The 25,645-nt window shown below is 61.9% G+C and carries 22 protein-coding genes and 1 riboswitch; of the genes, 5 read left to right on the top strand and 17 right to left on the bottom strand.

Going from position 1 to position 25,645, the window contains the following annotated elements; genetic code table 11:
* Nucleotides 1-25: 25 nt before the first annotated feature.
* The 10 genes from argJ to Q5H31_RS04425 all read right to left on the bottom strand — a co-directional run bounded on the left by argJ (nucleotide 26) and on the right by Q5H31_RS04425 (nucleotide 12,487).
* Nucleotides 26-1,201 carry a bifunctional glutamate N-acetyltransferase/amino-acid acetyltransferase ArgJ gene (gene argJ, locus Q5H31_RS04470; protein WP_127053085.1) on the bottom strand — a complete coding sequence of 392 codons (1,176 nt, stop codon included), beginning with the start codon at nucleotides 1,199-1,201 and terminating at the stop codon, nucleotides 26-28.
* Nucleotides 1,198-2,292: an N-acetyl-gamma-glutamyl-phosphate reductase gene (gene argC / locus Q5H31_RS04465; RefSeq protein ID WP_012471942.1), complete on the bottom strand. Its 1,095-nt coding sequence runs from the start codon at nucleotides 2,290-2,292 to the stop codon at nucleotides 1,198-1,200. Before argC ends, argJ begins: the two co-directional genes overlap by 4 nt.
* Before the next feature lie 98 nt (nucleotides 2,293-2,390).
* The gene (locus tag Q5H31_RS04460) at nucleotides 2,391-3,077 is read right to left on the bottom strand and encodes a hypothetical protein (protein WP_131226526.1); all 687 of its coding nucleotides are present in this window, start codon (nucleotides 3,075-3,077) and stop codon (nucleotides 2,391-2,393) included.
* 30 nt (nucleotides 3,078-3,107) lie between these two features.
* Complete coding sequence (gene pheT / locus Q5H31_RS04455) at nucleotides 3,108-5,717, bottom strand: phenylalanine--tRNA ligase subunit beta (protein WP_302457541.1); 2,610 nt, start codon at nucleotides 5,715-5,717, stop codon at nucleotides 3,108-3,110.
* A 7-nt stretch (nucleotides 5,718-5,724) separates the two neighbouring features.
* Nucleotides 5,725-6,780 carry a phenylalanine--tRNA ligase subunit alpha gene (pheS, locus tag Q5H31_RS04450; RefSeq protein ID WP_007053617.1) on the bottom strand — a complete coding sequence of 352 codons (1,056 nt, stop codon included), beginning with the start codon at nucleotides 6,778-6,780 and terminating at the stop codon, nucleotides 5,725-5,727.
* Between the two features lie 65 nt (nucleotides 6,781-6,845).
* Nucleotides 6,846-7,724 (bottom strand): RNA methyltransferase, encoded by an 879-nt coding sequence (locus tag Q5H31_RS04445; protein ID WP_302457540.1) that lies wholly within the window; start codon nucleotides 7,722-7,724, stop codon nucleotides 6,846-6,848.
* A 196-nt stretch (nucleotides 7,725-7,920) separates the two neighbouring features.
* Nucleotides 7,921-8,748, bottom strand: a complete 828-nt coding sequence (locus Q5H31_RS04440; protein ID WP_007056880.1) for an energy-coupling factor transporter transmembrane protein EcfT — start codon at nucleotides 8,746-8,748, stop codon at nucleotides 7,921-7,923.
* The gene (locus Q5H31_RS04435) at nucleotides 8,745-10,220 is read right to left on the bottom strand and encodes an ABC transporter ATP-binding protein (protein WP_007053620.1); all 1,476 of its coding nucleotides are present in this window, start codon (nucleotides 10,218-10,220) and stop codon (nucleotides 8,745-8,747) included. Before Q5H31_RS04435 ends, Q5H31_RS04440 begins: the two co-directional genes overlap by 4 nt.
* Entirely contained in the window at nucleotides 10,220-10,819 is a 600-nt protein-coding gene (locus tag Q5H31_RS04430; protein ID WP_008782764.1) for an ECF transporter S component, read from the bottom strand. Before Q5H31_RS04430 ends, Q5H31_RS04435 begins: the two co-directional genes overlap by 1 nt.
* A 104-nt stretch (nucleotides 10,820-10,923) precedes the next feature.
* A riboswitch (TPP riboswitch) is annotated at nucleotides 10,924-11,028 on the bottom strand.
* Between the two features lie 91 nt (nucleotides 11,029-11,119).
* Nucleotides 11,120-12,487 (bottom strand): dipeptidase, encoded by a 1,368-nt coding sequence (locus Q5H31_RS04425; protein ID WP_007051177.1) that lies wholly within the window; start codon nucleotides 12,485-12,487, stop codon nucleotides 11,120-11,122.
* Between the two features lie 89 nt (nucleotides 12,488-12,576).
* On the opposite strand from Q5H31_RS04425, the gene Q5H31_RS04420 reads away from it, so the two are divergent.
* The 4 genes from Q5H31_RS04420 (at nucleotide 12,577) to glnA (ending at nucleotide 17,461) form a co-directional block, all read left to right on the top strand.
* Nucleotides 12,577-13,200: a DUF3043 domain-containing protein gene (locus Q5H31_RS04420; RefSeq protein WP_007056325.1), complete on the top strand. Its 624-nt coding sequence runs from the start codon at nucleotides 12,577-12,579 to the stop codon at nucleotides 13,198-13,200.
* A gap of 148 nt (nucleotides 13,201-13,348) precedes the next feature.
* Complete coding sequence (locus Q5H31_RS04415; RefSeq protein ID WP_302457539.1) at nucleotides 13,349-14,839, top strand: NAD(P)/FAD-dependent oxidoreductase; 1,491 nt, start codon at nucleotides 13,349-13,351, stop codon at nucleotides 14,837-14,839.
* A gap of 83 nt (nucleotides 14,840-14,922) precedes the next feature.
* Nucleotides 14,923-15,705 carry a DUF4191 domain-containing protein gene (locus tag Q5H31_RS04410; RefSeq protein ID WP_007053625.1) on the top strand — a complete coding sequence of 261 codons (783 nt, stop codon included), beginning with the start codon at nucleotides 14,923-14,925 and terminating at the stop codon, nucleotides 15,703-15,705.
* 319 nt (nucleotides 15,706-16,024) lie between these two features.
* Nucleotides 16,025-17,461: a type I glutamate--ammonia ligase gene (glnA, locus tag Q5H31_RS04405; protein ID WP_101011082.1), complete on the top strand. Its 1,437-nt coding sequence runs from the start codon at nucleotides 16,025-16,027 to the stop codon at nucleotides 17,459-17,461.
* 179 nt (nucleotides 17,462-17,640) lie between these two features.
* On the opposite strand, the gene Q5H31_RS04400 is transcribed toward glnA, so the two are convergent.
* Both Q5H31_RS04400 and Q5H31_RS04395 read right to left on the bottom strand, forming a co-directional pair.
* Nucleotides 17,641-18,162, bottom strand: a complete 522-nt coding sequence (locus tag Q5H31_RS04400; protein ID WP_010080811.1) for a glycoside hydrolase family 2 TIM barrel-domain containing protein — start codon at nucleotides 18,160-18,162, stop codon at nucleotides 17,641-17,643.
* A gap of 86 nt (nucleotides 18,163-18,248) precedes the next feature.
* Nucleotides 18,249-19,337 carry an AEC family transporter gene (locus tag Q5H31_RS04395; protein WP_302457538.1) on the bottom strand — a complete coding sequence of 363 codons (1,089 nt, stop codon included), beginning with the start codon at nucleotides 19,335-19,337 and terminating at the stop codon, nucleotides 18,249-18,251.
* A 164-nt stretch (nucleotides 19,338-19,501) separates the two neighbouring features.
* Between Q5H31_RS04395 and Q5H31_RS04390 the strand changes: the two genes are divergently transcribed.
* Nucleotides 19,502-19,765 (top strand): DapH/DapD/GlmU-related protein, encoded by a 264-nt coding sequence (locus Q5H31_RS04390; RefSeq protein ID WP_007051184.1) that lies wholly within the window; start codon nucleotides 19,502-19,504, stop codon nucleotides 19,763-19,765.
* Nucleotides 19,766-19,774: 9 nt separating this feature from the next.
* On the opposite strand, the gene Q5H31_RS04385 is transcribed toward Q5H31_RS04390, so the two are convergent.
* The 5 genes from Q5H31_RS04385 to Q5H31_RS04365 all read right to left on the bottom strand — a co-directional run.
* Nucleotides 19,775-20,449, bottom strand: a complete 675-nt coding sequence (locus tag Q5H31_RS04385) for a sugar O-acetyltransferase (protein WP_007053629.1) — start codon at nucleotides 20,447-20,449, stop codon at nucleotides 19,775-19,777.
* A gap of 161 nt (nucleotides 20,450-20,610) precedes the next feature.
* Entirely contained in the window at nucleotides 20,611-21,294 is a 684-nt protein-coding gene (locus Q5H31_RS04380; protein ID WP_179106238.1) for an endonuclease III domain-containing protein, read from the bottom strand.
* 16 nt (nucleotides 21,295-21,310) lie between these two features.
* A complete protein-coding gene (locus Q5H31_RS04375) occupies nucleotides 21,311-22,669 on the bottom strand; it encodes an MATE family efflux transporter (protein WP_007051187.1) in 1,359 nt (452 codons plus the stop codon).
* 57 nt (nucleotides 22,670-22,726) lie between these two features.
* Entirely contained in the window at nucleotides 22,727-25,315 is a 2,589-nt protein-coding gene (locus Q5H31_RS04370; RefSeq protein WP_302457537.1) for an excinuclease ABC subunit UvrA, read from the bottom strand.
* A 46-nt stretch (nucleotides 25,316-25,361) separates the two neighbouring features.
* Nucleotides 25,362-25,645, bottom strand: a 284-nt coding sequence (locus Q5H31_RS04365; protein WP_217740750.1) for a hypothetical protein, incomplete at its 5' end; no start/stop codon positions are given.

Below are 25,645 nucleotides of genomic sequence, written 5' to 3'. Positions count from 1 at the left end.
TACAAACAGCCCACTGGGCTGTTTGTCAGCTTTCGTAGTCGGCGTTGATGTGGACGTATTCGTGGGTGAGATCGTCGGTCCAGACGGTGGCCTCGGCGTCCGAGCCGGTGTTCAGGTCGATGTCAATGTGGACTTCGCGCGGGGTCATGTCGACCTCGCTACGGTCGCGGCCGGCACCGCCGTTCTCGCAGATGCGCACGCCGTTGACGTCCACGGTCACCTTGTTCGAATCGTAAGGCGCGACTTCAGGTGGCACAGTGCCCAGGGAGCTGACGATGCGGCCCCAGTTCGGATCGTTGCCGGAGATGGCGCACTTGAGCAGGTTCGAGGCGGCGACGGCACGACCACAGGCAAGTGCCGCGTCTTCGCTGGTGGCACCGGTGACGATGATACGGATGTCGTGGGAGGCACCTTCGCCGTCGCCGATGATCTGGCGGGACAGGGATGCGCAGGCCTCACGCACCAGCTTGTTGAATTCGTCCTTGTCCGGTTCGACGCCAGAGGCACCGGAGGCGAGCAGCAGGACCGTGTCGTTGGTGGACATGCAGCCGTCCACGTCGATGCGGTTGAACGAATGTTCGGCAGCCACAGCGAGTGCGGCCTGCATCTGACCGGCGGAGACAACCGCATCGGTGGTGATGACGCACAGCATGGTGGCCAGCTGCGGGGCAATCATGCCCGAGCCCTTGACCATGCCGCCGATCTTCCAGCCGTTGGAGCCGGTCAGTTCGACCGTCTTCGGCTTGGTGTCGGTGGTCATGATGGCGTGGGAGGCGTCGGTGCCGGCTTCGGCGGTGGCGGCAAGAGCCTCATGGGCACTCTTGGCACCAGCCAGCACGTTGTCCAACGGCAGCAGTTCACCGATGAGACCGGTGGAGCAGACAGCCACATCATTCGGTTCGGCGCCGATGAGCCCGGCGACCGTTTCCGCGGTGGCGACGGACTGGGCGTAACCGGCCTCGCCGGTGCAGGCGTTGGCACCGCCGGAGTTCAGAATCACGGCCTTGACGTGACCGTCGGCGACGACCTTACGGCTCCACTGCACCGGGGCGGCACAGAAACGGTTCGAGGTGAACACGCCTGCAGCCGCGTCGAGCGGGCCGTTGTTGACCACGAGGGCCAAGTCCTTCTTGCCTTCGACGGATGAAATACCAGCCGCCACGCCGGCGGCGGAGAAACCTTGTGCAAATGTAACGCTCACGGTGCTACTCCGATCTTGGTCAGGCCCGCGTCTTCCGGCAGGCCTAGTGCGATGTTCAGTGATTGGACCGCTTGTCCGGCGGTACCACGGTTGAGGTTGTCGATGGCGGCAAAAGCGTAGATGCGGCCGGCCTTGCGGTCGGTGACGACCTGCAGGTGGGCTGCGTTGGATCCGATGATGTTGCCGGTGGCGGGCAGCGTGCCCTCGGGCAGCAGCACCATGAAGTCCTGACCTTCATAGGCCTTGGACCATACGGCGCGAATCTCCTCATCGCTCAGTGTCTTGGCCTTGTCCGTCATGCGGGCGGACACGGTGGCGAGGATGCCTCGGGACATGGGGGCGAGAATCGGTGTGAAGCCGAGCGTGAATTCGCTGGCTTCGGCCGCGCTCTTGCCGGCCGCGTGGGCGAAGTTCTGCAGGATTTCGGGAATGTGGCGGTGCTTGCCGCCCACCGAATACGGCAGGGCGGATTGCAGGGCCTCGGCGGCAAGCAGGTTGGTGCGCTTGAGATTCTTGCCGGCACCCGAGTATCCGACGACCAGATCGGCCACGATATCCTGCGATTCAACCAGTCCTTCGGCGATGCCGGGCTGGAGGGCCAGCGTGGTGGCGGTGACGTTGCAGCCAGGACCTGCGATGCGCTTGGTGCCAGGAAGCGCCGCACGCTGGCGGGTGTAGGAGCCGTCCGCGGCTTTGCCGGTGATGAGCTCGGGCATGCCGTAGGTCCAATGCTCATAGAAATCGCCGCCGTAGAACTCATCCCAAGCGGCCTGTTCTTCGAGGCGATGGTCGGCGCCCAAATCCACAACCACGGCATTCGGATCGAGCTGCGAGGCGAGCTTGCCCGAAGCACCGTGCGGCAGTGCGAGGATGATAACGTCATGCCCGTTCAGCACTTCGGGCGTGGTATCTTCAACGACCAGATTGGCCAGTTGGGGAATATGCGGCATGTGCTTGGCCATCGACTCCCCCACTGAGGAATGGCCTGCCACGCAGGTGATGTCGAAGTCGGGGTGCGCGGCCAGAATGCGCAGCGCTTCACCGCCGGCATAGCCCGTGGCACCGGCCACGGCCACTGTATATTTCGCCATACTCATCTCTTTTCACTGATGTGTCTTCGGATGAGTATACGCGATTATGCAGACTATTGCATATTTATGCAGTGGGTGTGTTGGTATGTGAACGCTACTTATGCGGAGATGGAGTCGGAGGAGGAGCCGGTGCCGCCGGTGAGTTGCTGGAGGGCTTCCTGGTAAAGGCTCATGGCGTCATAGCCATTGAAGGCCATCCAGATGACGGCGATGGTGTACAGCACGTTGATTACCACGGCGGCCACGGCCAAACCGAAGCCCTTCATATGGAAAGTGCGCGTGCGCCACATTGCCACCGCGCCCATCAGTGCCGAGAGCACTGGCACCGGGAAGAACAGGGCGAGGATAAAGGAGATGATCGCATACGAATCCCAGTGCCCGTAGAGTGGGTTCTGTTTTGGATCGTTCAGGTCGATGCCGTGGTAATAATGCGGCTGGTGAGGCTGACCGTTCGGCTGTTGACCATACGGCTGGCCCTGCATGCCCGGGTACCCGCCCGGATATGCGCCCGGACCGGACTGTTGGCCGCCTTGAGCGTACGGCCAGCCGCCCGCCTGCTGATTGCCGGGCCACGCCGGCTGCTGACCATACGGCTGGCCGGCCTGCTGAGATTGTGCCGCGCCACCGTTATCGCCAGCGGCTGCGGCGGAATCCTTCTTGGTATCCGGCTCGGGAGCGCCATAAATATACGGGTTGTAATTCGGCCCGTATTGGCCAGACATAGCACCATATTCAGGCTGCTGGTACTGCCCGTATTTCGGCTTGTCCTGCTCCGCTTGGCTCATGGCGCTCCTCGATTCGGATGATTGGTTGGGTCAGGCGCGCAGCTGGGCGCCGATTTCGGCGGCCTCAGCCACGATGGCCTTGCGGATGGCGTCGCTGTCTTCGGCGGACAGCGTCTTGCTCGGCGAACGGAACACCACCGCATAGGCCAGGGACTTCTTGCCCTCGCCCACCTGTTCGCCGGTGAACACGTCGAACAGTTCGATGGATTCGAGGTTCGCGCCGACGGCCTTGCGAATCACGTTCTCAAGCTGGCCTGCGGTCACGGTCTCGTCCACGGTGAAGGCCAAATCCTGCTTGACCGGCGGGAACGTGGAGATCGGCTTGGCCTGGACGGGCTTGCCGGTCAGCGTGGCGAACAGCGCGGTGAGGTTCAGCTCGAAGGCCGCGGAATGGGCCGGGAAGCCGAGCGCCTCGTTGACGCGCGGGTGCAGTTCACCAACCCAGCCGGTAAAGACGTCGCCCACCATGACGCGGGCGGCGCGGCCGGGGTGCCATTGGACTGGCACATCGTCGGCGGCGGGCTGGTCGAGTTCGATTGCGGCACCGATACGGCCGGCGATGCGGCGCACGGCCTCGACGGCGTCGGACCAGTCGACCGGGCGCTTGCCGCCCATCCAGCCATCGTCCTCGGCCAGACCGGTCAGGATGCCGGCCACATGGTCGGGCTGTTCGGGCAGACCGGCGTCAAGCGCGGCGAGCTGTTCGTCGGTGGGGCGCACGCCGCCGGGCAGTGCCGGGATGGCGGGCGCGTTCGGATCCCACAGGTAGACGTGGCCGAGCTCATACAGGGACACGTTTTCGATGCCGCGGCGGATGTTGCGCTGCACGGTGGTGGCCAGGGTCGGCAGAATCTCGCGACGCAGGTACGGACGGTCGCCGTAGAGTGGGTTGGCGATCTCGACGCTGACCTTCTTGGTGGCTTCCGGGTCGAAGCCGAAGGCCTTGTAATCGTCGTCGCCCACGAACGGGTAGCTCAGCGATTCGACCATGCCGAACTCGGCGAGCTCGTCCGCCACGCGACGGCGACGCTGCTGGTCCGGGGTCAGGCCCACCAGACCCTCGACCGGTGCCGGCGGCACGGTGATCGGAATCTGGTCGTAGCCGACCAGTCGGGCAATCTCCTCGACCAGGTCGCACGGCTCGTTCAAGTCCGGGCGCCAGCTCGGCGCGGTTACGGCGAACTCGCCGTTGCCGCCGCCGGCCACCGTGCAGCCAATGTCGGTCAGGATGTCGGAGATGCGGTTGATGTCCACGTCGAGGCCGGCCACGCGGGCCACTTCGGAGGCCTTGAAGTGGATGACCTTGGCGCGCGGTGTGTTGTTCACGTCGTTCGGGTGTTCGCTGGGCTCGCCGTTGCCGTACTTGGCCATGAGCTCGGCGGCCATCTGGGTGGCGGCGGGCTGCAGCGCGGTGTCGACGCCACGTTCGAAGCGGCGGGAGGCCTCGGATGGAATCTTGTGGCGACGGGCCGAACGGGCGATGGTCACCTGATCGAAGTGCGCGGCCTCCAGAAGAATGTTCTTGGTGTCGGCGGTCACTTCGCCATACAGGCCGCCCATCACACCGGCAAGACCGAGGATGCGCGAGCCGCGTTCGCCGTTCGGCGAATCGGTGATAAGCAGATCTTCGACGCTCAGGTCATGTTCCTTGCCGTCCAGGGTGGTGAGTTTCTCACCCTCGTTGGCGCGGCGCACGACAATCGGGCCTTCGAGCTTGTCGAGGTCGTAGGCATGCATCGGCTGGCCGAGGTCAAGCATCACGTAGTTGGTCACGTCCACGGCCAAGGAGATGGAGCGCATACCGGCGCGGATCAGGCGACGACGCATCCAGTTGGGCGTGTGGGCGTTGGGGTTGAAGTCCTTGACGATGCGCGCGTAGTAGCGGTCGCAACCGGGCACGCCGTGAATCGGATTGTTATCGTCGATTTCAACATCGATGTCCACCGGGGTGCCGGGCTGGTAGTCAGCAGGTTCCGGGGCCTTCTCGTTGAGTGCCACGGCCGGATCGGTGTAGACGGCACCGGTGGAGTGGTGGTATTCGCGGGCCACGCCACGGTAGGACAGCGTGTAGCCACGGTCCGGGGTGATGTTGATCTCAAGCAGAGGCTGGTCGAGGTGCAGCAGATGCATGGCGTCCTGACCAGGCTTCAGAGCCTCGTATTCAGCCTCGGAGAAGCCGTACTGACGCAGCAGGATGATGCCATTGTGGTTGTCGCCCAGACCCAGCTCACGTTCGGAGGCACACATGCCGTTGGAGATGTGGCCGTAGGTCTTGCGCGGTTCGATCTTGAAGTCGCCGGGCAGCACGGCACCAGGCAGGGTGACGACGACCTTTTCGCCGGCCTTCATGTTGGGCGCGCCGCAGATGATGCCGCGCGGCACCTTGTTGCCGTCTTCGTCGGTCTCGTTCCATTCGTCGCCGCAGTCCACGTGGCACCAGTTGATGGTCTTGCCGTTCTTCTGCGGTTCGGGGGTGGCGTCGACCACGTAGCCGACCACAATCGGGCCGGTCACCTGAGAGGAGTGAATCTCCTCTTCCTCAAGACCCACCTTGACAAGGTCCTTGGCGAGCTGTTCGTAGGTCAGGCCTTCGGGAACCTCGACATGGTCCTTGAGCCAATCGATATCGATCATAGGCATGGCTGAATCACTCCCCCATCACAAACTGTTCGGCGAAACGCACGTCACCTTCGACCAGGTCGTGCATGTCGTTGATGTCGCTGCGCAGCAGGAGCGTGCGCTCCATGCCGACGCCGAAGGCGAAACCGGTGTAGACGTCCGGGTCGATGCCGGCGGACTTCAACACGTTCGGGTTCACCATGCCGCAGCCGCCCCACTCGAGCCAGCCGGGGCCGCCCTTCTTGTCGGGGAACCACAGGTCGAGTTCGGCGCTCGGCTCAGTGAACGGGAAGTAGCTCGGGCGCAGGCGCGTCTTGGCTTCAGGGCCGAACATGGCGACGGCGAGCTTGTCCAGCACGCCCTTCAGGTCGGCCATGGTCAGGTGCTTGTCGACGGCGAGGGCTTCGCACTGGTGGAACACCGGAGTATGGGTGGCGTCCAGCTCATCGGTGCGGAACACGCGGCCCGGGGACGCGATGTACAGCGGCACTCCACGGGTCAGGAGGGCACGGACCTGATCGGAGGAGGTCTGCGTACGCACCACCATGTTGGAGCCGACGAAACCGGCGGCGTCCTTGGCTTGATTGCCCTTGACGTAGAAGGTGTCCTGCATCTGGCGGGCCGGATGGTCCGGGCCGAAATTCAGGGAGTCGAAGTTGTACCATTCGGCTTCGATTTCCGGGCCGGAGGAGATCTGCCAGCCCATGGAGATGAAGAAGTCCTCGACGTCCTCCATCAGCTTAGGCAGCGGGTGACGGGCGCCCAGAGGCTTACGGCTCACCGGCAGCGTCATATCCACGGTTTCGGCGGCAAGCGCGGCCTTCTCGGCGGCTTCCTTGAGCTCGACCTCCTTGGGACCATAGGCGCGGCCGAAGTCGGCGCGCAGCTTGCCCATGAGCTTGCCGGCTTCCTTCTTCTGGTCGGCGGGCAGGGAGCCAATGGCCTTGCTGGCCTTGGTCATCGCCGAATCGGCACCTGCGTACGTTGTCTTGATGGCCTTGAGCTCCTCCAGGTTGGAGGCGTTCTGGATTTTCTCGATGCCCTCGGCAACCTCAGCGGTCACCTGGTCGGCGTCGAACACCATTTGTTCTGCCACGAGAACCCTTTCGTCTGATGTTTTCTCAGCGTTTCACAGCGTTTTTACCGGTTTCACATTCTTTCAACATGACCCGACATAGATAGCGACATCAGCATCACCGCGGCCGAGGTGCCGAGGTTCAGCGATTCGGCCTTGCCATAAAGCGGGATGGAGACGATGCAGCCGCAGCGCGTGAGGATGTCCGGTTCCAAGCCACGCGCCTCATTGCCGAACAGCACGGCTTTCGGAGCCTCGACCGCCGCCTTGTCCGCCAGTACTGCGGGCAGGCTTTCCGGCTTGCGTTCTTCGGTGCCGTATACGTCGGCGGCCCAGACGTCCATATTATGGTCGCCTGTCCAGGTGAAGAATTCGTCGGTGCTCATGGCGAGTACCGGCAGATGGAACAGGGAGCCTGCGGTGGAGCGGATGACCTTGGGGTTCAGCACGTCCACGCAGTCGTCCACGAAGATTACGGCGTCGCAGCCGGCCGCATCGGCCGCACGGATCACGGTGCCGGCGTTGCCCGGGTCGCGCACCTGCCAGAAGGCGGCAATCTGCGGGGCCCGACCGTTCTTGCCAAGTTCGACGTCATCGGCTCCGGCGTGCATGGACTCGGCATTGCCGACGGCCGCGATGCCTTGGGCGTCCGGACTGATGCGGCGCATCACGTCGCCGGTGCAGTAGTGCACATAAATCGTGGCATCCTGCGAGGTTTCGACGATCTTCTCCAACGTGGAGGAGATGATACGCGGATGTTCCAGCGCCTGCGAAACCTCTACATACAGGTCCTGCACCACGTCCGGCCGCCAAGTGACGGCCTCGCGCACGGATTGCGGGCCTTCGATAAGAAAACGGCCCGAACGTTCGCGGCCTTTGGCGCGGGTCAGATCGGCGATGCGGCGCACGCGGTCGGATTTCGGATTATCAAGAATCTGGGCGTTGATGGGCATAGCCACTACCCTACTGCCGGGTCATTACGTCAGTCGCGAGACTGAGGGTGGTCGAGGCTGGAACCACCCCAGTCGGCTACGCCGACAGCCCCCCGCCAGCGGGGGCATCATAAGGCGTTCAGACACCTTGAAAGGCACTGTGCTAATCTGTCGCCTTTCAGACACCCTGAAAGGCACTGTGCCAGCCTGTCGCCTTTCAGACACCCTGAAAGGCGAAGTGCCAATTCCCGGTGCCGACGGCTACGCCTATGGAGGCCAGCGGGACGGCCAGACAGATGACGTAGAAGATCCAGTCGATAGGCTTCAGACGCGAGATGCGGGCTTGGGAACGTGGGGCGCCGGAGCCGAAGCCGCGCGCTTCCATGGCGGTGGCAAGTTTGGTGGCACGCCGGATGGAGAGCACCAGCAGTCCGAACGCTTGGGAGAGAGCACGGGCGATGGCGTTACCGTCACCAAGGCCGCGCGAACGCTGGGACAAGCCGAGTGCGCGCCAATCTTCCTGCAGCAGCGTAAACATGCGCAATCCGGCCAATCCGCCGTATACGAATCGCGGTGAGAAGTGCAGAATCTCAACCAGACCGTCCGCCAAATCAGTGGGATCGAGGCCCAAGGCCAGAATCACGCCGGGTACGGCAATGGCCGCCACCCTGATAGCCGTGGCGATGGCCAGATTGATGGACCCCTCGCTGATCACAATCCAGCCACCCTGCCACAGGATCTCGCCCGAGGTGCGGCCGTAGAGGAACACGGAGATAAAACTGCCGGCGGCGGCGATCCATACCGGCCAGGTCTTACGGCATACGGTCCACGGAGCCACGCCACCAATCCACAGCAGCACGAATTCGATGCCGAGCGCCGTGGATGCGGATACCACATCCAGACTGATGAACATCGGAATGCACAGCAGCAACGCACCGATGATGCGACTGACCGCGTTGATGCGCGCGATGAACCATGAGGGCGATGAGGCTTTGACCGGCTCCACGCGCGTTTCCTGCGGGCTGACGGTTACCACGTCACTCATGCCTTCGCCTCCTCGAACATCACGCGTCGTGCGCCCAGCGCATCCACCAGCGCCTCATCGTGCGTCACCATGATCACGCACGAGCCTTGGTCGCGGATGGCGGCGATCAGCTTGACCATTTCATTCCACGTACTGAAATCCTGTCCGAATGTCGGCTCGTCCATCACCAACACTTTGGGTGCGGCGGCCAGCATGGAGGCCACGGACAGTCGCCGCTTCTCCCCGCCAGACAAGGTGTACGGGTTGGCTTTGGCGAAGCGCGTGAGATTCATCTGCTCAAGCATGCGGTCGGCGGTCTGATAAGCCTCGTCTTGGCTCTGCCCCATCGACTTGGGGCCGATGGATACCTCGTCACGCACAAAGTTGGCAGCGAACTGGTGTTCGGGCTCCTGGAACACCATGCCGATACGGCCCAGCAGTTCCTTGCTTTTCCAGTCGATCGGCTCACGCCCGGCATGCGCGGGCTTGAGGTTGTCGGCGATGAGCACCTTGCCGGCGATAGGCTTGAGTAGCCCGGCCAAGGTCAAGGCCAAGGTCGATTTGCCCGCGCCGTTCGGACCCATCAGAGCCGTTACTTCGCCGGGATAAAAATCCAGATTGATACCAACGCCAAGAGCGGCCCCACGGCCAAAGCTTAAGTTCTCGGTGCTGAGCACCGGCGCATCGTGCGCAGACTCCTGCTTCGGTGAGTAATCGGGAATCGCACGGCCCGGCACCCACGCGCCACCGGCGGCCAACACGTCGCCCATCTCGGCGAACACCTCGTCCGGCTTGCCGTCGGCAATGACCGCACCCGTGGGCGAACTTGCATCGGGTCGGCCGAGCACAATCACGCGATCGACCAGATCGAGCCATACATCGATATGATGTTCGACCACAACCATGGTCTGTCCGGTGGCCTCGATGACCTTTTTGACCGCGTCATGCACTTCGACCACGCCTTCGGGATCGAGGTTGGCGGTCGGTTCGTCCAACAACAGCAGACCGGGCTTCATAGCCAGCACGCCGGCCAACGCGAGACGTTGACGCTGACCGCCGGACAGATGGCGGGTGGACCGATCCAGTTCGAGTCCGCCGAGTCCCACCATATCCAATGATTCGCGCACTCGCTGCCAAATCTCCTCGCGCGGCACGTTGAGGTTTTCGCAGCCGAAGGCCGCGTCATCGCCCAGTCGTTCAAGAATGATCTGCGAGTCCGGGTCCTGAAGCACCAGTCCCACGCGACCTCGCGCCTCGCGCGCATCGACGCCATCGATGGTGAGCGAGCCCTCCTGCTCGCCTTCCTCATCGCCGCCAAGTACGCCTGCGAGACCGGCCATCATCGTGCTTTTGCCCGCGCCCGAAGCACCGAGCAGCAACACACGTTCACCTGGCCGGATGGTGAAATCGACGGCACGCAACGCGAAGTCCTTACGCGTGGCGTGCCGCCATCCCCAGCCGCTGGCCTCTACCGCAGCCGGATTAATCTGCATCAGACGCGCGCCTTGCTGCGGCCGGATTCAAAACGCTCCAGAGCACCGGTGACGGCGAGCGCACGAGACAAGTACCAGACCACCACGCCGGCGATCACGACGCCGGAGATGATGGAGCCCACCAGATACCAAGTGACGCGCAGGCCGTTCCAGCCCGGGTTGGTGGCCCAGTAGTAGGCCCAGCAGCCCACGCCGGCGAGCGCACCGGACAGGATGGTGGTGCCGATGTTCCACTTCTTCCAAGCGAAGACGGCGAAGGCAATTTCGGCACCCAGACCCTGGATGATGCCGACGATCAGCGAGCCGCCGACGCCCCACTGGTTGCCCAGCGTAAGCTCAAGGAAGGCGGCGAGGGTTTCGGCAAACAGTGCGGCACCGGGCTTGCGCACAATGATTGCAGCGAGCGGGCCGGCGAACAGCCAGAATCCGTTGAGCAGACCCTCGAAACCGGGGGTCACGCCTTCAAACAGGGCCAGCGGGGCGGAGCAGACAATGTCCCAGCCCCAGAAAATGACGCCGGATGCGACGGCGATGATTGCGGCGACGACGATATCGACGACGCGCCACTTGTAATTGGCTTTGGCCACAGCTTCAGTCATGAATGTGCCTTTCTTCTGCTCGTACGCAGGCCGAACATACATGGATATATGTACGCACATGATGCACATGTTCGTGGCCACGCGCAGGTTGGTTCAGGCACGGGTGGGTAAGAGCGACATTTCCGTGCGCCGGCATTATCCGGTCACGTTCCATCGGTCGAGACTATGAATCTCCTCTCAGCCGCCTAACGGCAGCTCCCGTGTCAACTCCCCGACTATAAAGCAAGCCGCCGTCAAAGGCAATAGCCACATCCGTGACCTACCTGACGGCAGCTCGCCACCATTACCGATGCGGTTCGGTTACTTGCCGAGCTTGTCCAGCAGCAAAGCCTCGGTGATCACGTTGTTCTTGAGGCCGGGCAGGGAGATGGACTCATTGGGGCTGTGGGCGTTGGCCTTCGGGTCTTCGGGGCCGGTGACCAGCACCTGAGCGTTGGGGAAAATGCGCTGCAGTTCGGGGATGAACGGAATGGAGCCGCCCTCGCCCTTGTTGATGGGCTCAACGCCGAAGGCCTCGGTCATGGCTTCCAGCGCGTCTTTGGTGGCCACGGCGGTCGGGTCCATGGCCCAGCCCATGCCGTTTTCGCCGCGTTCGACAGTGACCTTGGCGCCGAACGGCGCGTGGGATTCGAGGAATGCAGCCAGTGCTTCCTGCGCTTCTTCAGGGCGCTGGGTGGGCGCGGTGCGCAGCGACAGACGGAAGCGGGTCTCCGGGGCGATCACGTTGAAGGATCCCTCGACCGGGTGGGCGTCGAAGCCGATCACGGTCACGGACGGCTTGGTCCACAGGCGTGAGGCCAGCGAACCGGTGCCGGCGAACTCGTAACCGGCCACCACGCCAGAATCCTCGCGCACGGTGGTTTCGTCAAGGTCGCGTTGCAAACCGCCGATTGGCTCTTCCGCGGCCACGCCGGGCACGGCCAGATCGCCGTTCTCGTCGTACATGGAAGCGATGAGCATGGCGGCCAACGTATTGGAGTCGAGAATCGGGCCGCCGTACTGACCGGAGTGCACCGGGTGCTCAAGGCCCTGCACGGTCACGTCCACGCAGGTGTTGCCGCGCAGCGAGGTGGTCAAAGAAGGAATGTCCGCCGACCAGTTGCCGGAATCGGCCACGATAATCACGTCGGCGGCGAATTCGTCGCGGTGAGCCTCGATGAAGGGAATGAAGCTTGGCGAGCCCATCTCCTCTTCGCCTTCGATGAACACTTTGATATTGACGTTGAGGTCGTCGCCCAAAGCCTTCAGCGCACCGGAGTGGATGGCGATGCCGCCGCCGTCATCGGCGGAGCCACGGCCGTAAAGACGGCCGTCGATTTCGGTGGCCACGAACGGGTCGGTGTTCCACTCGGCCGGGTCCGGAACAGGCTGCACGTCGTGATGGGCGTAGAGCAGCACGGTGGGGGCGTCCGGAGAAACGATATGCGAGCCGATGACCTCCCATGCGCCCGGAGTGCCGTCGGCATTGGAAGCCTGGACCACCTTGGCATCCACACCCACGAGGCGCAGTTCGTCTGCCACGAATTCAGCGGAGCGCTTCATATGTTCGGCGGTGATGCCCTTGGCGGAAATCGACTGCAGCGCAACCTTTTCGGCCAGCACCTTGACGATGCGGTTCCAATCGGTTTCGACGCGCGAACGAATCTCGTCAGCGGTGAGCGTTGCCATGATGGTCCTCCTTTATATGTGTGTAAGCGGCGTCATTGCAATGGCTGCGCCAGTATACAAGTGTCTGAACGTCACCGTAACCTCAAAGCATGACATGGAATCCGTTTAGGAAAAAAGAAGAGGCCCAAGTTCCCGTTGAGCAGGCCCCGAAGAAGACCGCCGATCCTTCTGAGAAAAAAGGCCGTCCTACCCCGAAGATGAAGCAGGCTCAGGCCGCCGGTATCCGTCCGCTGGTTCCGGTGGACCGCAAGGCCAGCGCCAAGGCCGCCAAAGCCCGTCTGCGTGAGAAGGAGAACGCCGAGTACGAGGCGATGCAGAAGGGCGATATCAACCACATGCCCAAGGCGGAACGCCTGCCTTGGCGTATCTACATCCGTGATTATGTGGATGCCCGTTTCAACCTTGGCGAATGGTTCATCCCGGTGGCCTTCGCGATTCTGATCGTCTCCATGTTCGTCACTTCTTTGATGCAGAACCAGTGGGCTTCCATCATCATGATGGCGCTTATGTACGGTTACCTGATTGCCGTGATCATCGACGTATGGCTGATGTGGCGCAAGCTCAAGGCCAAGCTCATCGCCAAGTACGGCGAACAGTCCGTGTCCAAGGGCTCCCGCTCCTTCTCCTACGCTTGGAGCCGTTCGATTCAGATGCGTCGTTGGAGGCTTCCCAAGCCGCGTTACCCGAAGCGCGGTCACTGGCCGGCGGACTGATTGTCCATATATACTCTGGCTCCCCTCGTTGAGGGGCTGAGCCGTAAAGAAAACAGTCCAGTGGACTGTTTTTAGGCGAAGTGGCGGCGATAGCCACATATGGCTCCCTAGCATGGGAGCCATACTTATATGCACCAAGGAGGCAATCATGAGCGAACAGTTTGATCTGGTCATCATCGGGGCCGGCCCCGGCGGCTATTCCACAGCCCTGCGCGCCGCCGAACTCGGCATGAAAGTGGCACTCATCGAGCGTGACGCCACCGTGGGCGGCACCTGTCTCAACCGTGGCTGCATCCCCTCCAAGGCGCTCATCACCGCCACCCACACCATCGACACCGTGCACCGTGCGGCCGAGCTCGGCGTCAACGCCTCGGTGAATGGCATCGACTTCGGCACGCTGCGCGACTATCGCCTGCGCGTGGTCAAGACGATGGTGGGAGGACTGGCCGGACTGCTTGCCCATCGCGGCATCACCGTGTTCCGAGCCAATGCCGCGTTCCATGCGGATGAGACCGCTCCAGCAACTTCCAACCACATCGTCCACCTCGTCCCTTCCCCCGACCAAAGCGACATCCTCACCTATCACAAGGCCGATGTCCCCGAGCCCAGCGGCCCCACGATGGACCTCACGGCCACGAACATCGTCATCGCCACCGGTGCCAAGCCACGCCCATTGCCCGGCAACCCGTTCGCCGGCGCCCTCATCGACTCCACACAGGCGCTGGAAGTCAACGAATTTCCCTCGTCGGCGGTGATTATCGGCGCCGGGGCCATCGCCCTTGAATTCGCCTCGATGTGGAACGCCGCCGGTTCGAAGGTGACCTTGCTGATTCGCAAGGACCGTGTGCTCTCAGCCTGGGACCGGAGAGCCGGCACCACGCTGACCCGTGAGCTCAAACGTCATGGCGTGAACATCATCACCCGCGCCAGCGTCACCCATGTGGACACCGGCGCGAACCTTGGTGCCACCGTGCACTACACGTGCGAAGGCCAGGACGGCGAACAAAGCGTCTGGGGCGAAATCGCCCTTGTCGCCATCGGGCGTGACCCGATCACCGACCCAGCATGGGGCGTGACGATTGACGACCACGGACATGTCGCCACGGATGCGTACGGCCGCACCGACAAACCGGGCGTATGGGCGGTGGGCGATGTGACGGCCGGTCACGCGCTGGCGCATCGTGCTTTTGAGCAAGGCATCGTCATCGCGGAGACCATCGCCGGACTCAATCCCAAGCCGGTGGACGAAGCCACCGTGCCGCAAATCGTGTTCTCCTTCCCCGAAGCGGCGTCGGTCGGGCTCACCGTCGAACAGGCGCAGGCGAGAGAGGATCTCATTGAAATCAAGGAGACCAACTATCCGATGCTGGCGAACGCGCGCATGCTGATGAGCGGCACGGCCGGTTCACTGACCATCGTCTCCGGCTGCGACGCGGCCAACCCGGACACCCCGCGCGTGCTCGGCGTGCACATGGTCTCCCAGATGGCCTCCGACATCATCGCCGAAGCCGAACAGCTGGTCGGCAACCATATGCCGCTCGCCGACGCAGCCCGCCTCGTTCACCCGCATCCCACGTTCAGTGAAACGCTCGGCGAGGCGCTGCTCAAGGCCGACGGACGGCCGTTACACACACGCTGAGACCAACCAGCACAAACAAGTTCGGACCAGCGCACCTGATAAGATGTTGCCTAGTGTGTTTCGTCCCAACAAAGGAAGAAGTGATGGCGGAAAAGGACGCGAAGCCGAAGAAGCAGAGCACAATCAAGCAGATCATCCAGATCTACAAGTACACGGCTAAGGAAGACAAGGCCCTGCCGTGGCTTGAGGCCGGTGCTTTCCTGCTGCCTGTAGTCGTGATGATCATCATCGGTCTGATTGCCAAGTGGACCTGGCTGACCTGGATCTTCACCATGATCACCGCCATCATGCTCGGCATGCTACTGGCCACCATGATGCTCACCCGCCGCGCGGATGCAGTCGGCTACAAGCAGATTGACGGCAAGCCTGGTGCCGCCATCGGCGTGCTGAGCAACATGCAGAAAGCCGGCTTTAACTTCCCGCAGGAACCGGTGTGGATCGACCCGAAGACCAAGGATGCCATCTGGCGCGGCACTTCGATGAACGGCATCTACCTGATCGGCGAAGGCGAATACGGTCGCATCATGAAGGCGATGGATCGTCAGGAACACGATATCAAGGGCGTCACCGCCGGCTCCTCCATTCCGGTGTACCGCATCTCCGTGGGCCACGGCCCCAAGCAGGTGCCACTGGACAAGCTGCGTAGCACGGTGACCAAGTCCAAGAGCTATGAGCCCACGAACCACAAGAACGCACTGATCGCCAAGATTCATCCGCGTCGTCGCTTCCTGCTGACCAAGGCCGAGATGGAAACGCTGAACGATCGTCTGCGCACGCTGCAGGCCAAGAAGGGTTATGCCATCCCCAAGGGCATGGACCCGAACCACCCGCAGAAGATCTCCCGCCGCGCGATGCGCGGTCGCTGATCGGCAGCACACCACCAAATCGCACAGAAGCCCCGGAATCCGTTCAATCGGTTCCGGGGCTTCGTCATATGTCTCATAATCGCGTCCACATACATCCACCTACGTCACCTGTCAATATCCACTGTCCACGTTGCGGACACCTCTACCCACTCCCCCGATAGCCTCCGTTTCCATTCTGTAATGATGTTTCGTTGAAATAACGCGCCTGCGCGATTGTCGGCCACAGTCACGAAACATTCTCGTAACCCAAGTTTCGAGCCGGCGAAACGCGCGATTTTACGATGGATACCGTTATATTTCATACGAAAGGAGCGGTCCCGTGACCGAACTCAAGTCCAAGGAAGACGCCGAGGCCCTTATCAACAAGGAAGGCATCGAGTATGTCTCCGTCCGTTTCACCGATCTTATCGGCGTTCAGCAGCACTTCACCGTGCCGGCTAGCGAATTCCTGAAGGACGCTTTCACCGACGGCATGCCGTTCGATGGTTCCTCCGTTCAGGGCTTCCAAGCCATCAACGAGTCCGACATGAAGCTGGTCCCGGACGTTGAGACCGCTTTCATTGACCCGTTCCGCAAGCACAAGACCCTTGACGTGGCCTTCTCCATCGTCGACCCGCTGACCGACGAGCCGTACTCCCGCGACCCGCGTCAGGTTGCCGGCAAGGCCGAGGCTTACCTGAAGTCCACCGGCATCGCCGACACCGCTTCCTTCGCTCCGGAAGCCGAGTTCTTCATCTTCGACAAGGTGCGCTTCGAGAACAGCATGCAGCGCTCCTTCTACGAGGTCGACTCCATCGAAGCTCCGTGGAACTCCGGCGTTGACGTTGAGGAAGACGGCACCCCGAACATCGGTTTCAAGAATCGCGTCAAGAAGGGCTACTTCCCGGTTCCGCCGATTGACCACACCCAGGATCTGCGCGACGATATGGTCGCCAACCTGCAGAAGGTCGGCCTGATCCTCGAGCGTTCCCACCACGAGGTCGCCGGCGCTGGCCAGCAGGAGATCAACTACCGCTTCAACACCCTGCAGCACGCAGGCGATGACCTGATGAAGTACAAGTACGTCGTCCACGAGACCGCCGCTCTGGCCGGCAAGGCTGCGACCTTCATGCCGAAGCCGATCGCCGACGACAACGGCACTGGTATGCACTGCCACCAGTCCCTGTGGAAGGACGGCAAGCCGCTGTTCTACGACGAGAAGGGCTACGCTGGTCTGTCCGATCTGGCTCGCTGGTACATCGGCGGTCTGATCAAGCACTCCTCCTCCGTGCTGGCCTTCACCAACCCGTCCCTGAACTCCTACCACCGTCTGGTCCCGGGCTTCGAGGCTCCGGTCAACCTGGTGTACTCCGCTCGTAACCGTTCTGCCGCCATCCGTATTCCGCTGGCCGGCACCTCCCCGGCCGCCAAGCGCATCGAGTTCCGCGCTCCGGATCCGTCCTGCAACCCGTTCCTGGCCTTCTCCGCTCAGCTGATGGCTGGCCTGGACGGCATCCTGAACCACATCGAGCCTCCGGAGCCGGTCGACAAGGATCTCTACGAGCTGCCGCCGGAAGAGCACGCTGGCATCAAGCAGGTGCCAAGCTCCCTGGCCGAGGCTATGGACGCCCTGGAAGAGGACCACGACTTCCTCACCGCCGGCGACGTGTTCACCGACGACCTGATCGAGACCTGGATTGGCCTCAAGCGCGACGAGATCGACCAGGCTCGCCTGGCCCCGACCCCGCTCGAGTACGAGCTCTACTTCCACATCTGAGTTTGAGAGCTTAGCCACGTTGGAATTCCCATTGCTCTTCCCTCGTGGGAGTCTAATGGGAGTCATTCAGCGTAACTAGAAAGAACCTCGTGAAATTCGTTTCACGAGGTTCTTTTTTGTATGTTGCGTTGTGTGTTATGCGATGTGTGTTGCTCCTGGAATATTCCAGGGGCGGGCCGCTACTTAGTCTCCCAACGCTCCTTGAGTACATAGGCGGCGGCTTTGGGCTGACGGTCGCGAGTGAAGACGTCCTTCTTGTTGCCGTCGACGCGCATGATACCTTCACCGGTTTGGAAGTCGCAGAGGTTCCATACCTGCTCGCCCACCACTGCCTCGAACATGTCGAACACTTCGTGCTGCATGGTGAGGTACTCGCATTGGTACTCTTCACTCCATTGCATGCTCGGCAGCTTGTGCACACCGGCATCGGTGTCCGCACCGTATTCGGTGAACAGAAACGGCTTGTTGGGTTCGGTGTTCATCCATTGGTTCATCTCGTTGATGAAGGCCTTCTTGGCTCCGATGAGCTGATACCCATCTTGCACATACCAGCCGTAATACCGGTTCAGGCAGATGACATCCGCGAACTGATGGCACTTGTCTTTGCCTCCGGCGGCCATCAGCAGATTGGTGTAGGTCAGCGGGCGATGCTGCGGATCGAGCGTGCGCGCGTAATCGAATATCTCCTTGAAATACGGCACGGCCGCCTCGGATTGGAGTCGTTGGCGGCGTCGATGAAATTCCAAGCGCCGGAGGCCCCGGCATTCTTTTCGTCGAAGGGGACAATTCAGAACACAACTGCCGACACAATCGTCAGGGAGGCCAGCGAGAACAGCGTGCTTACGAGCACGAAGCCGACCGCATACTCGGGCATGTTGTTCTTGCGACCGGTGAACATGGCAATGGTGGTCATGGTCGGCAGTCCGGCGATGACCGTAATCATCAGCACCATGTCATGGGTGATCGGCAGTTGCGGCAATGCGCCGGTCAGCGCGGTCAGTAGCGCGTAGAAGGCGAGCGGGAATGCGATCATCTTGGCGGCTAGGCCAGCATAGAGTTCGTAGCGTTTGAGGACGCCCCACCACTTGGTCAGTGCGAACAGGCCGCCTAAGTAGATTAGCGACATCGGCGTGGCCATATTGCCGATGGTGTGCAGCGGCTTCAGGATGATGTCCGGCACCTTGACGCCGAGCAGAATCAGAATCAGGGCGAGCATCACGCCGACGAAGGCGGGATTGACGAATCGTTTAAGCAGGCCGAGGACGCGGGTGCCTGGCGAGGGGCGGACGATGGCCGGAGAACCACCGTTTGCGGCATTGCTCGCCGAACCAGCATTGCCCACCGAACCGGCGCCGTTCACCGAACCGTTCACGACCGCACCTCGCGCGCCAATCGCGTTGCCGCCAGTCGTTTCGTCGACCGGCTCGCACAGCCATACGCCGTACGTCCAGAGCAGCGTCTGGTCGATGATCGACATCAGCGCCACGTAAATCGCGCCGTTCTGCGGCCAAAGTGCCATAATCAACGGAATGCCGATGAATCCGGCGTTGCCGAAAATAAGCGACGCCTGAAATACATGGCTACGCGAACCTTTGAGCCGCAACAGTTCGGCGACCAGCCAGAACACCAGGATGAGCAGCGCGTACATCACGGCGGTCAGCAGCATCACGCCCCAGTTAGAGGCAAGCTGCGCGCGGTCCGCGCCGTCGACGGCGTTCGAGAACACGAGCACGGGGATGAGCACGTTGAGCAGCAACGAGCACATGCCGTCCAACGCCGTCTGACCGTAGAATCGAAGCCTCACACATCCATACCCGACCATCAGCATGATCAGAAATCCGACTAACTGGCCAATCATGACGCCGAACTGCCCCATGCACACTCCTCTCGCTCGCGTTCCCGTGCTTTTCTGTCACTGGTTCATATAGGCAGCCATCTGGACAGGCTCGGCGGCACACGCATCAGTATGTTCGATACCATCACATGCCAATCCACTTCTCGTTCAACCGTTCCCCGTGCTAATGCGCCGCCGGCCACCCCGTGTTGCCGGTGCTGCGCGAGCACCATTACACGTATTGCATTCCGGTGATCAGCGGGCGCAACGTGTGGGTCGGCGCGAACGTGTCGATTCTGCCGGGAGTGACCATCGGCGACAATTGCGTGATTGGCGCCGGTTCGGTCGTGACACATTCCATCCCCGCCAACTCCGTCACCTACGGCGCGCCCTGCGAGGTCGTGCGTGAAATCGGCGACAAGGACCGCGAGTATTTCTACAAAAATCGCAAGCTCGACGTGTGGGAGTGAGCTTTCGCGCTACTGCTCTTTGAGCTTAAAACGCTCACTGAATTGGCGGTCGCGCCAGTAGTAGACGTCGTCGCGTTCGTTGATTTCGCGAATTACCTTGCACGGGCTGCCATAGGCGACCGTGTTGGCGGGGATGTCCTTGGTGACCAGCGAGTTGGCGCCAATGACCGCGTTGTCCCCGATGGTGACCCCGGGCAGCACGGTGACATTCGCGCCGATCCAGACGTTCTCGCCGATGTGGACGGGCAACGAATACTGGGCACCCTGATAGCGCAGGTCCGGACGCACGGGATGGCCGGTGGCTACAAGCGTGACGTTGGGGCCGATCATGGTGTGGGATCCGATGAAGATCTCACCATCGTCCACCAGCGTCAGGTTGAAGTTGGCGTAACAGCGCTCGCCCCAATAAGTATTGCAGCCCCAGTTCGCATACACCGGGCATTCGAGGTACAGACCCTCCCCCGCCGCGCCGAAGAACGCCTGCATGAGTTCGGTACGGCGCTTCGGGTTGGTCAGCGGCGTGGCGTTGAGTTCGAGCTGGAGATCACGCTGGGCGGCCTGCAGATCAAAAAAGCCGTCCACATCATCCGGCAGGTAGACCTCGCCAGAGAACATAAGCGCCATTTTCTCGCGCGTCGCATCATCGATAATCGGCTTGGCGATCGGCTTGTCTTCGGTCATCATTGGCTCCTGTTCGGCGTTTTGGCGATTGCGTCGGTCGAACTATTCTGTCACAGACTCGTTTTCGACACCCAGCATCGAGCGCAGCCAGTCAAGGATTCAGATGTGCGATTGGCACCGTGCGGGCCTCACACTTTTCTTATTGAGAACGATTCGCCGTGCAGTCAAGCCCTCCATCCACCCAAAAAGGACTCGCTTTTGGCCGCGTCATCGCGGTAGGCCTTGCCGAACTCGTCAATGAGCCCATGGAATTCCTGCAAATCCTTGACGCTGAGGCTCGCATCCAGCACCACGGGCGAATAGGCCTTGTGGAATGCCAGATAGCCGGCTGGCGCATCAAATCCAAGGAAGGCGAATAGTCGGCGAGCATAAGTATCGGCCACGAATGTGCGGCGCGAAAACACATATAGCATCAGGTCGTCGGCCGTTTCGCCCCCGATACCGAATAATCCGAGCAATTCGGTCCGCAATTCGGCGTCGGGAATATCTGCCGCGCCCTCAGGCGAGGCTCCGCAACGCTCCACATACCATCGGCTCAGTGACTGTACCGTCTTGGATTTGTTGACATAAAAGCCGGACGGGCGAATAAGTTCCTGCAGATGCGCTGGCCCCATAATCGCCAGCTTATGGGGTTCGAGCACACCCTCCGCGTTCAACGCCGCAAGCGAACGATTCACATTGCCCCACGCCGTATTCTGCGTCAGCACCGCGCCCACCATAATCTCGAATGTGGTTTCAGCCGGCCACCATCCGGTCGGGCCAAGGGCGGCAGCCATGGTGCGGTACAGCGATTCGATATACGCGGGAGAAGGAACGCCCGGCACCCGCTTTGCACTTCGATTATTCATAGTTGCCATCTACCATTCACCGCAATTCATGCAGGATTCGCCGCATGAACGGGATAGTGACTAGGAATGTCAGCACGTCGGACACCGATTGCGCCATTTCCACGCCGAGCACGCCGAACATCATCGGCAGAATCAGCACGATTGGCGCCAGGAACAGGCCTTGCCGGCACAGGGCCAGGAACGAGGCGATGCCGGTGCGGCCCATGGTCTGGGTCATCATATTGCCCATCATGTTGAAGCCGTTGAGAATCACCGTGCAGCATTGGATGTGCAGCGCGGCCACGCCCACCGCCACCACGGCCGGGTCGGAGCGGAAGATCTCGACCAGTTGCGGTGCGAACACCCACAGCAACACCGCCAACACCACGAGCACGCAGGTGGCGAGCCGCACGCAGAACCAGTACCCTTCTTTGACGCGCGCGAACAGGCCGGCACCGTAGTTGTAGCCGCACACCGGTTGGAAACCTTGGCCGAGGCCGACGATCACCGAGTTGGCGCCCAACATAATGCGCATCACAATGGCCATGCCGGCGATGGCCGCATCGCCGAACGGATTGGCGGCAATGTTCACGCAGGTCACGGAAATCGAACCGGCGCCTTGGCGGATCAGCGAGGGCAGGCCACCGCCGGCCACTTCGCGCATGAGCAGCACATCCGGCCTGCAATTGCGCAGGGACAGTTTCATCACGCCGAATTTGCGGCTCATTGTGGTCAGAATCGTGAAGCTCACCGTCTGGCAGATGGCGGTGGCCAGGCCGGCACCAAAAATTCCGAGGTGCAGCACGAAGATAAACAACGGCGCGAGCAGGAAATTCAGCAATGCGCCCGAAACCAGCCCGATCATGCCGAACGTCGATTGCCCTTGGTATCGCAGCAGTCCGTTGAGTGCGAACGAACCGCATACACAGGGTGCGGCGACCAACAACGGCGTCAGGTATTGCACGGCGTATGGGGCGATTGTCGAGGTCGATCCCAGCATGACGACCAGCGGCCGCAGGGTCAGCAATCCGATTGTGGCAATCACCAAACCAGAGAGCACCGCACCCGCGAAGCCCACGGCCAGTAGTCGGGAGGCGCGCTCATTGTTCTGTTTGCCGAGTTCGCGGCTCATCGAGTTGCCCGCGCCGTTGCCAAAGAAGAAGCCGAGCGCCTGCATCACGGTCATGATGGAGAACGCGATGCCGATGGCACCGGACTGCGCGGTGCCGAGCTGACCAATAAAGAACGTGTCCGTGAGATTGTAGGCGGTGGTCACCAAGTTGGAGATGACGGCCGGCAAACACAGTTTGAGAATCAGCGGCTTGACCGGCTGCCCGGTCATCTGCCGATATTTCGCGTCCGCGCTTGCGCGTCTAATGCCATGAATCTGCACCATGGACGGCTATCCTACTCGCGCAGGGTCCTATGCAAAGGCGCGTTACCGCCATACGAGTCAGCGCAGATACCGCCCGGTGATGCTGTTCGGATTGGCCGCGATTTGTTCCGGCGTTCCGGTGGCGACGATGCGTCCGCCGCTTTCGCCACCGCCCGGACCCATGTCGATGATCCAGTCCGCATTGGCGATCACGTCAAGGTCATGTTCGATGACCACGACTGTTGCGCCGCTCGCCACGAGCCGGTCGAACACGCCCAGCAGCACGCGCACGTCGAACGGGTGCAGACCGATGGTCGGCTCATCGAACACGAATACCGCGTCCGATTGGGCCTTGCCCATTTCACTGGCGAGTTTCAGCCGCTGGGCTTCGCCGCCCGAAAGCGCCGGCGTCGGTTCGCCGAGCGTCAAGTAGCCGAGGCCCAAGTCGTGCAGGGTGGTCAGACGTGCGTGAACCTTCTTGAGGTCGCCGGTCACGGACAGCGCCTGGTCCACGCTCATTGCCATGAGTTGAGGCAGGCTCAGGGAAATGTTGCCGCCACCCTGATCCGTCGCCTCACTCAATTTTTCCTTGGCAGCTTTGCGTTTATCCGGGACCTTCATCTTCGCCGCTTTGCCCTTAGCCGCTTTAACCGCACGCCGAATCGCGTCGGCTTCGGACGCATAGCGGGAGCCTCCACAATCCGGGCATTCGATGGTCACGTCCGGCAGGAACTGCACATCGAGCGAGATTGAACCGGTGCCGTCGCATGTGGGGCAACGCAGTCGGCCGGTGTTGTATGAGAAATCGCCAGCCTTCCAGCCGCCCGCCTTGGCGCCGTCCGTGCGGGCGAAGGCGCGGCGCAATTCGTCGTGAATATCGGCATAGGTGGCCACGGTGGAGCGTACGTTTGCGCCAATCGGCGTGGCGTCGATGAGATTCGCACGATGGATGCCCTCGGCCTCAAGTTCACGCACATGTTCCGGCAACCGCTCCCCCGCCGCCTGCGCTTTGAGCGCGGGAATCAGCGATTCGAGCACCATCGTGGTTTTACCGGAGCCGGAGACGCCTGTCACCGCCACGAGCCGGCCGCGCGGAATATCAACGTCCAGCGGCTTGACCGTATGCAACTGGCTGGTTGTCATGCGGATGCGGCCAAGGTCGAACACCTGCGGTTCCGCCACGCGCTCACGGATGCGCGCGCTCACATTATCGGCCAAGAACGGCGCAATACGACTACTTGGATTCGCCGCCACCTCGCCGACCGTCCCTTGCGCGATCACATGCCCTCCTTCGGCACCGGCAACCGGCCCCATTTCGATAAGATGGTCACACGCTTTGAGTACACGCACGTCATGGTCCACGACCACCACGGAATTGCCGTCCGCCACCAAGTCATGCATCACGCCGAGCAGCCCATCCACGTTCGAGGGGTGCAGGCCAATGGACGGCTCGTCGAGCACATACAGCACGCCGGTGGTGCGGTTGCGCACGGCACGGGCGAGCTGCACACGCTGGCGTTCACCGGTTGAAAGCGTGGCACCGGCGCGGTCAAGCGCCAGATAGCCGAGGCCCAGATCCAACAGTCGGCGGGCCACGTCCAGGAATGATTCGCAGATGTTGGTGGCCATCGGCCGCATGTCGGCGGACAGAGATTCCGGCACGCCGCGCACCCAATCCACCGCCGCATCCAAGGTCATCGCGCTGGCTTCGGCCAGGTTCAGCCCGCGCACATGCGGGGCCCGGGCTGCGGCGCTCAGCCGTGTGCCGCCACAGTCGGCGCATGGTCCCTCCTTGAGAAATCGAGCCACGCGCTTCAGACCTTTCTCGTCCTTGGCTTTGGCGAGCGCGTTCTCCACCGTGTATACGGCGTTGAAGTAGGTGAAATCGAGTTCGGCGAAATCGTCGCCTTTCTTCGGCTTGTAAAGAATATGCTTTTTGACGGCCGGCCCGTTGAATACGATGTCGCGTTCTTCGGGTGTGAGTTCGTTGAACGGCACGTTGGTGCGCACGCCCATCGCGCCGCACACCTGTTTCATGAGGTCCCACATGAGCGAACCCCATGGCAGCACCGCGCCGTCGTCGATGCTTTTCGACTCGTCCGGGACCAGGGCCGCGCGGTTTACTTCGCGCACGATGCCGGTGCCGGAGCAGGTCGGGCAGGCGCCGGCCGAGTTGAAAGCGAGCGATTCGGCGCCGGGCGCGTGGAATTCCTTGCCGCAGCCAGCACAGGTGATGGGCAGTCCGGCCGCCACGTTCAGCGTCGACTCGTTGCGCGCCCCGCAATGCGGGCACACGTGCGAGGCGACGCGGGAGAACAGGAGTCGCAGGCTGTTGAGCAATTCGGTCATCGTGCCGAACGTCGAACGGATGCCAGGCACCGTGGGCCGCTGGTGCAGGGCCAGCGCGGCCGGCACGTGCAGCACTTCGTCCACCTGGGCGCGACTGGCCTGGGTCAGGCGGCGTCGCGTGTACGTGGACAGCGCCTCCAAGTAGCGCCGCGAACCTTCCGCATACAGCACGCCGAGCGCCAGCGAGCTCTTTCCCGAACCGGAGACGCCGGCCACGCCCACCAGTTCGCCCAGCGGAATGTCGATGTCGATGTTCTTCAGGTTATGCACGCGCGCCCCGCGCACTTCGATCGCCTGCGGCCGTTGATCGTCGCTCATGCTCGGCACCGCTCCGCCGCCGCGCTATCTGACCTCTGTTCAAGTGTCACGCCGTCACCTCTTTCTCGACTTCGCCCTTGGCTGCCGCCGCCTGAGCTTCATGGTCTCCAGTATCATCACGGCCAACGACGGCGGCCGAACGACGGACGAGAATCTTTCGTCTTGGGCACCGTCCGCCACCTGCAATTCGAACTAGCTGAACCAGCGTGACGATATTGTCGGCTATCGATCTGCCGTGATCGTAATGGACATCGTCGTCCGGAAGCACGTCACCTGTTCCGAGAGGAGTCGGCGGCGCGCTTTCATAAGGGCACACAATCCCAAGATCAC

This window comes from uncultured Bifidobacterium sp. (assembly GCF_959020155.1).
Classification (GTDB): domain Bacteria; phylum Actinomycetota; class Actinomycetes; order Actinomycetales; family Bifidobacteriaceae; genus Bifidobacterium.
Note: the sequence above shows the minus strand (reverse complement) of the source record. Positions and strands in the feature narration are given on the sequence as shown.

Excerpts from the sequence above, each read along its gene's own strand:
- argC (WP_012471942.1), bottom strand. The coding sequence starts at position 2,292 with ATGGCGAAATATACAGTGGCCGTGGCCGGTGCCACGGGCTATGCCGGC.
- Q5H31_RS04460 (WP_131226526.1), bottom strand. The coding sequence starts at position 3,077 with ATGAGCCAAGCGGAGCAGGACAAGCCGAAATACGGGCAGTACCAGCAG.
- pheT (WP_302457541.1), bottom strand. The coding sequence starts at position 5,717 with ATGCCTATGATCGATATCGATTGGCTCAAGGACCATGTCGAGGTTCCC.
- pheS (WP_007053617.1), bottom strand. The coding sequence starts at position 6,780 with ATGGTGTTCGACGCCGACCAGGTGACCGCTGAGGTTGCCGAGGGCATC.
- Q5H31_RS04445 (WP_302457540.1), bottom strand. The coding sequence starts at position 7,724 with ATGCCCATCAACGCCCAGATTCTTGATAATCCGAAATCCGACCGCGTG.
- Q5H31_RS04440 (WP_007056880.1), bottom strand. The coding sequence starts at position 8,748 with ATGAGTGACGTGGTAACCGTCAGCCCGCAGGAAACGCGCGTGGAGCCG.
- Q5H31_RS04435 (WP_007053620.1), bottom strand. The coding sequence starts at position 10,220 with ATGCAGATTAATCCGGCTGCGGTAGAGGCCAGCGGCTGGGGATGGCGG.
- Q5H31_RS04430 (WP_008782764.1), bottom strand. The coding sequence starts at position 10,819 with ATGACTGAAGCTGTGGCCAAAGCCAATTACAAGTGGCGCGTCGTCGAT.
- Q5H31_RS04425 (WP_007051177.1), bottom strand. The coding sequence starts at position 12,487 with ATGGCAACGCTCACCGCTGACGAGATTCGTTCGCGCGTCGAAACCGAT.
- Q5H31_RS04420 (WP_007056325.1), top strand. The coding sequence starts at position 12,577 with ATGACATGGAATCCGTTTAGGAAAAAAGAAGAGGCCCAAGTTCCCGTT.
- Q5H31_RS04415 (WP_302457539.1), top strand. The coding sequence starts at position 13,349 with ATGAGCGAACAGTTTGATCTGGTCATCATCGGGGCCGGCCCCGGCGGC.
- Q5H31_RS04410 (WP_007053625.1), top strand. The coding sequence starts at position 14,923 with ATGGCGGAAAAGGACGCGAAGCCGAAGAAGCAGAGCACAATCAAGCAG.
- Q5H31_RS04395 (WP_302457538.1), bottom strand. The coding sequence starts at position 19,337 with ATGGGGCAGTTCGGCGTCATGATTGGCCAGTTAGTCGGATTTCTGATC.
- Q5H31_RS04385 (WP_007053629.1), bottom strand. The coding sequence starts at position 20,449 with ATGATGACCGAAGACAAGCCGATCGCCAAGCCGATTATCGATGATGCG.
- Q5H31_RS04380 (WP_179106238.1), bottom strand. The coding sequence starts at position 21,294 with ATGAATAATCGAAGTGCAAAGCGGGTGCCGGGCGTTCCTTCTCCCGCG.
- Q5H31_RS04375 (WP_007051187.1), bottom strand. The coding sequence starts at position 22,669 with ATGGTGCAGATTCATGGCATTAGACGCGCAAGCGCGGACGCGAAATAT.
- Q5H31_RS04370 (WP_302457537.1), bottom strand. The coding sequence starts at position 25,315 with ATGAGCGACGATCAACGGCCGCAGGCGATCGAAGTGCGCGGGGCGCGC.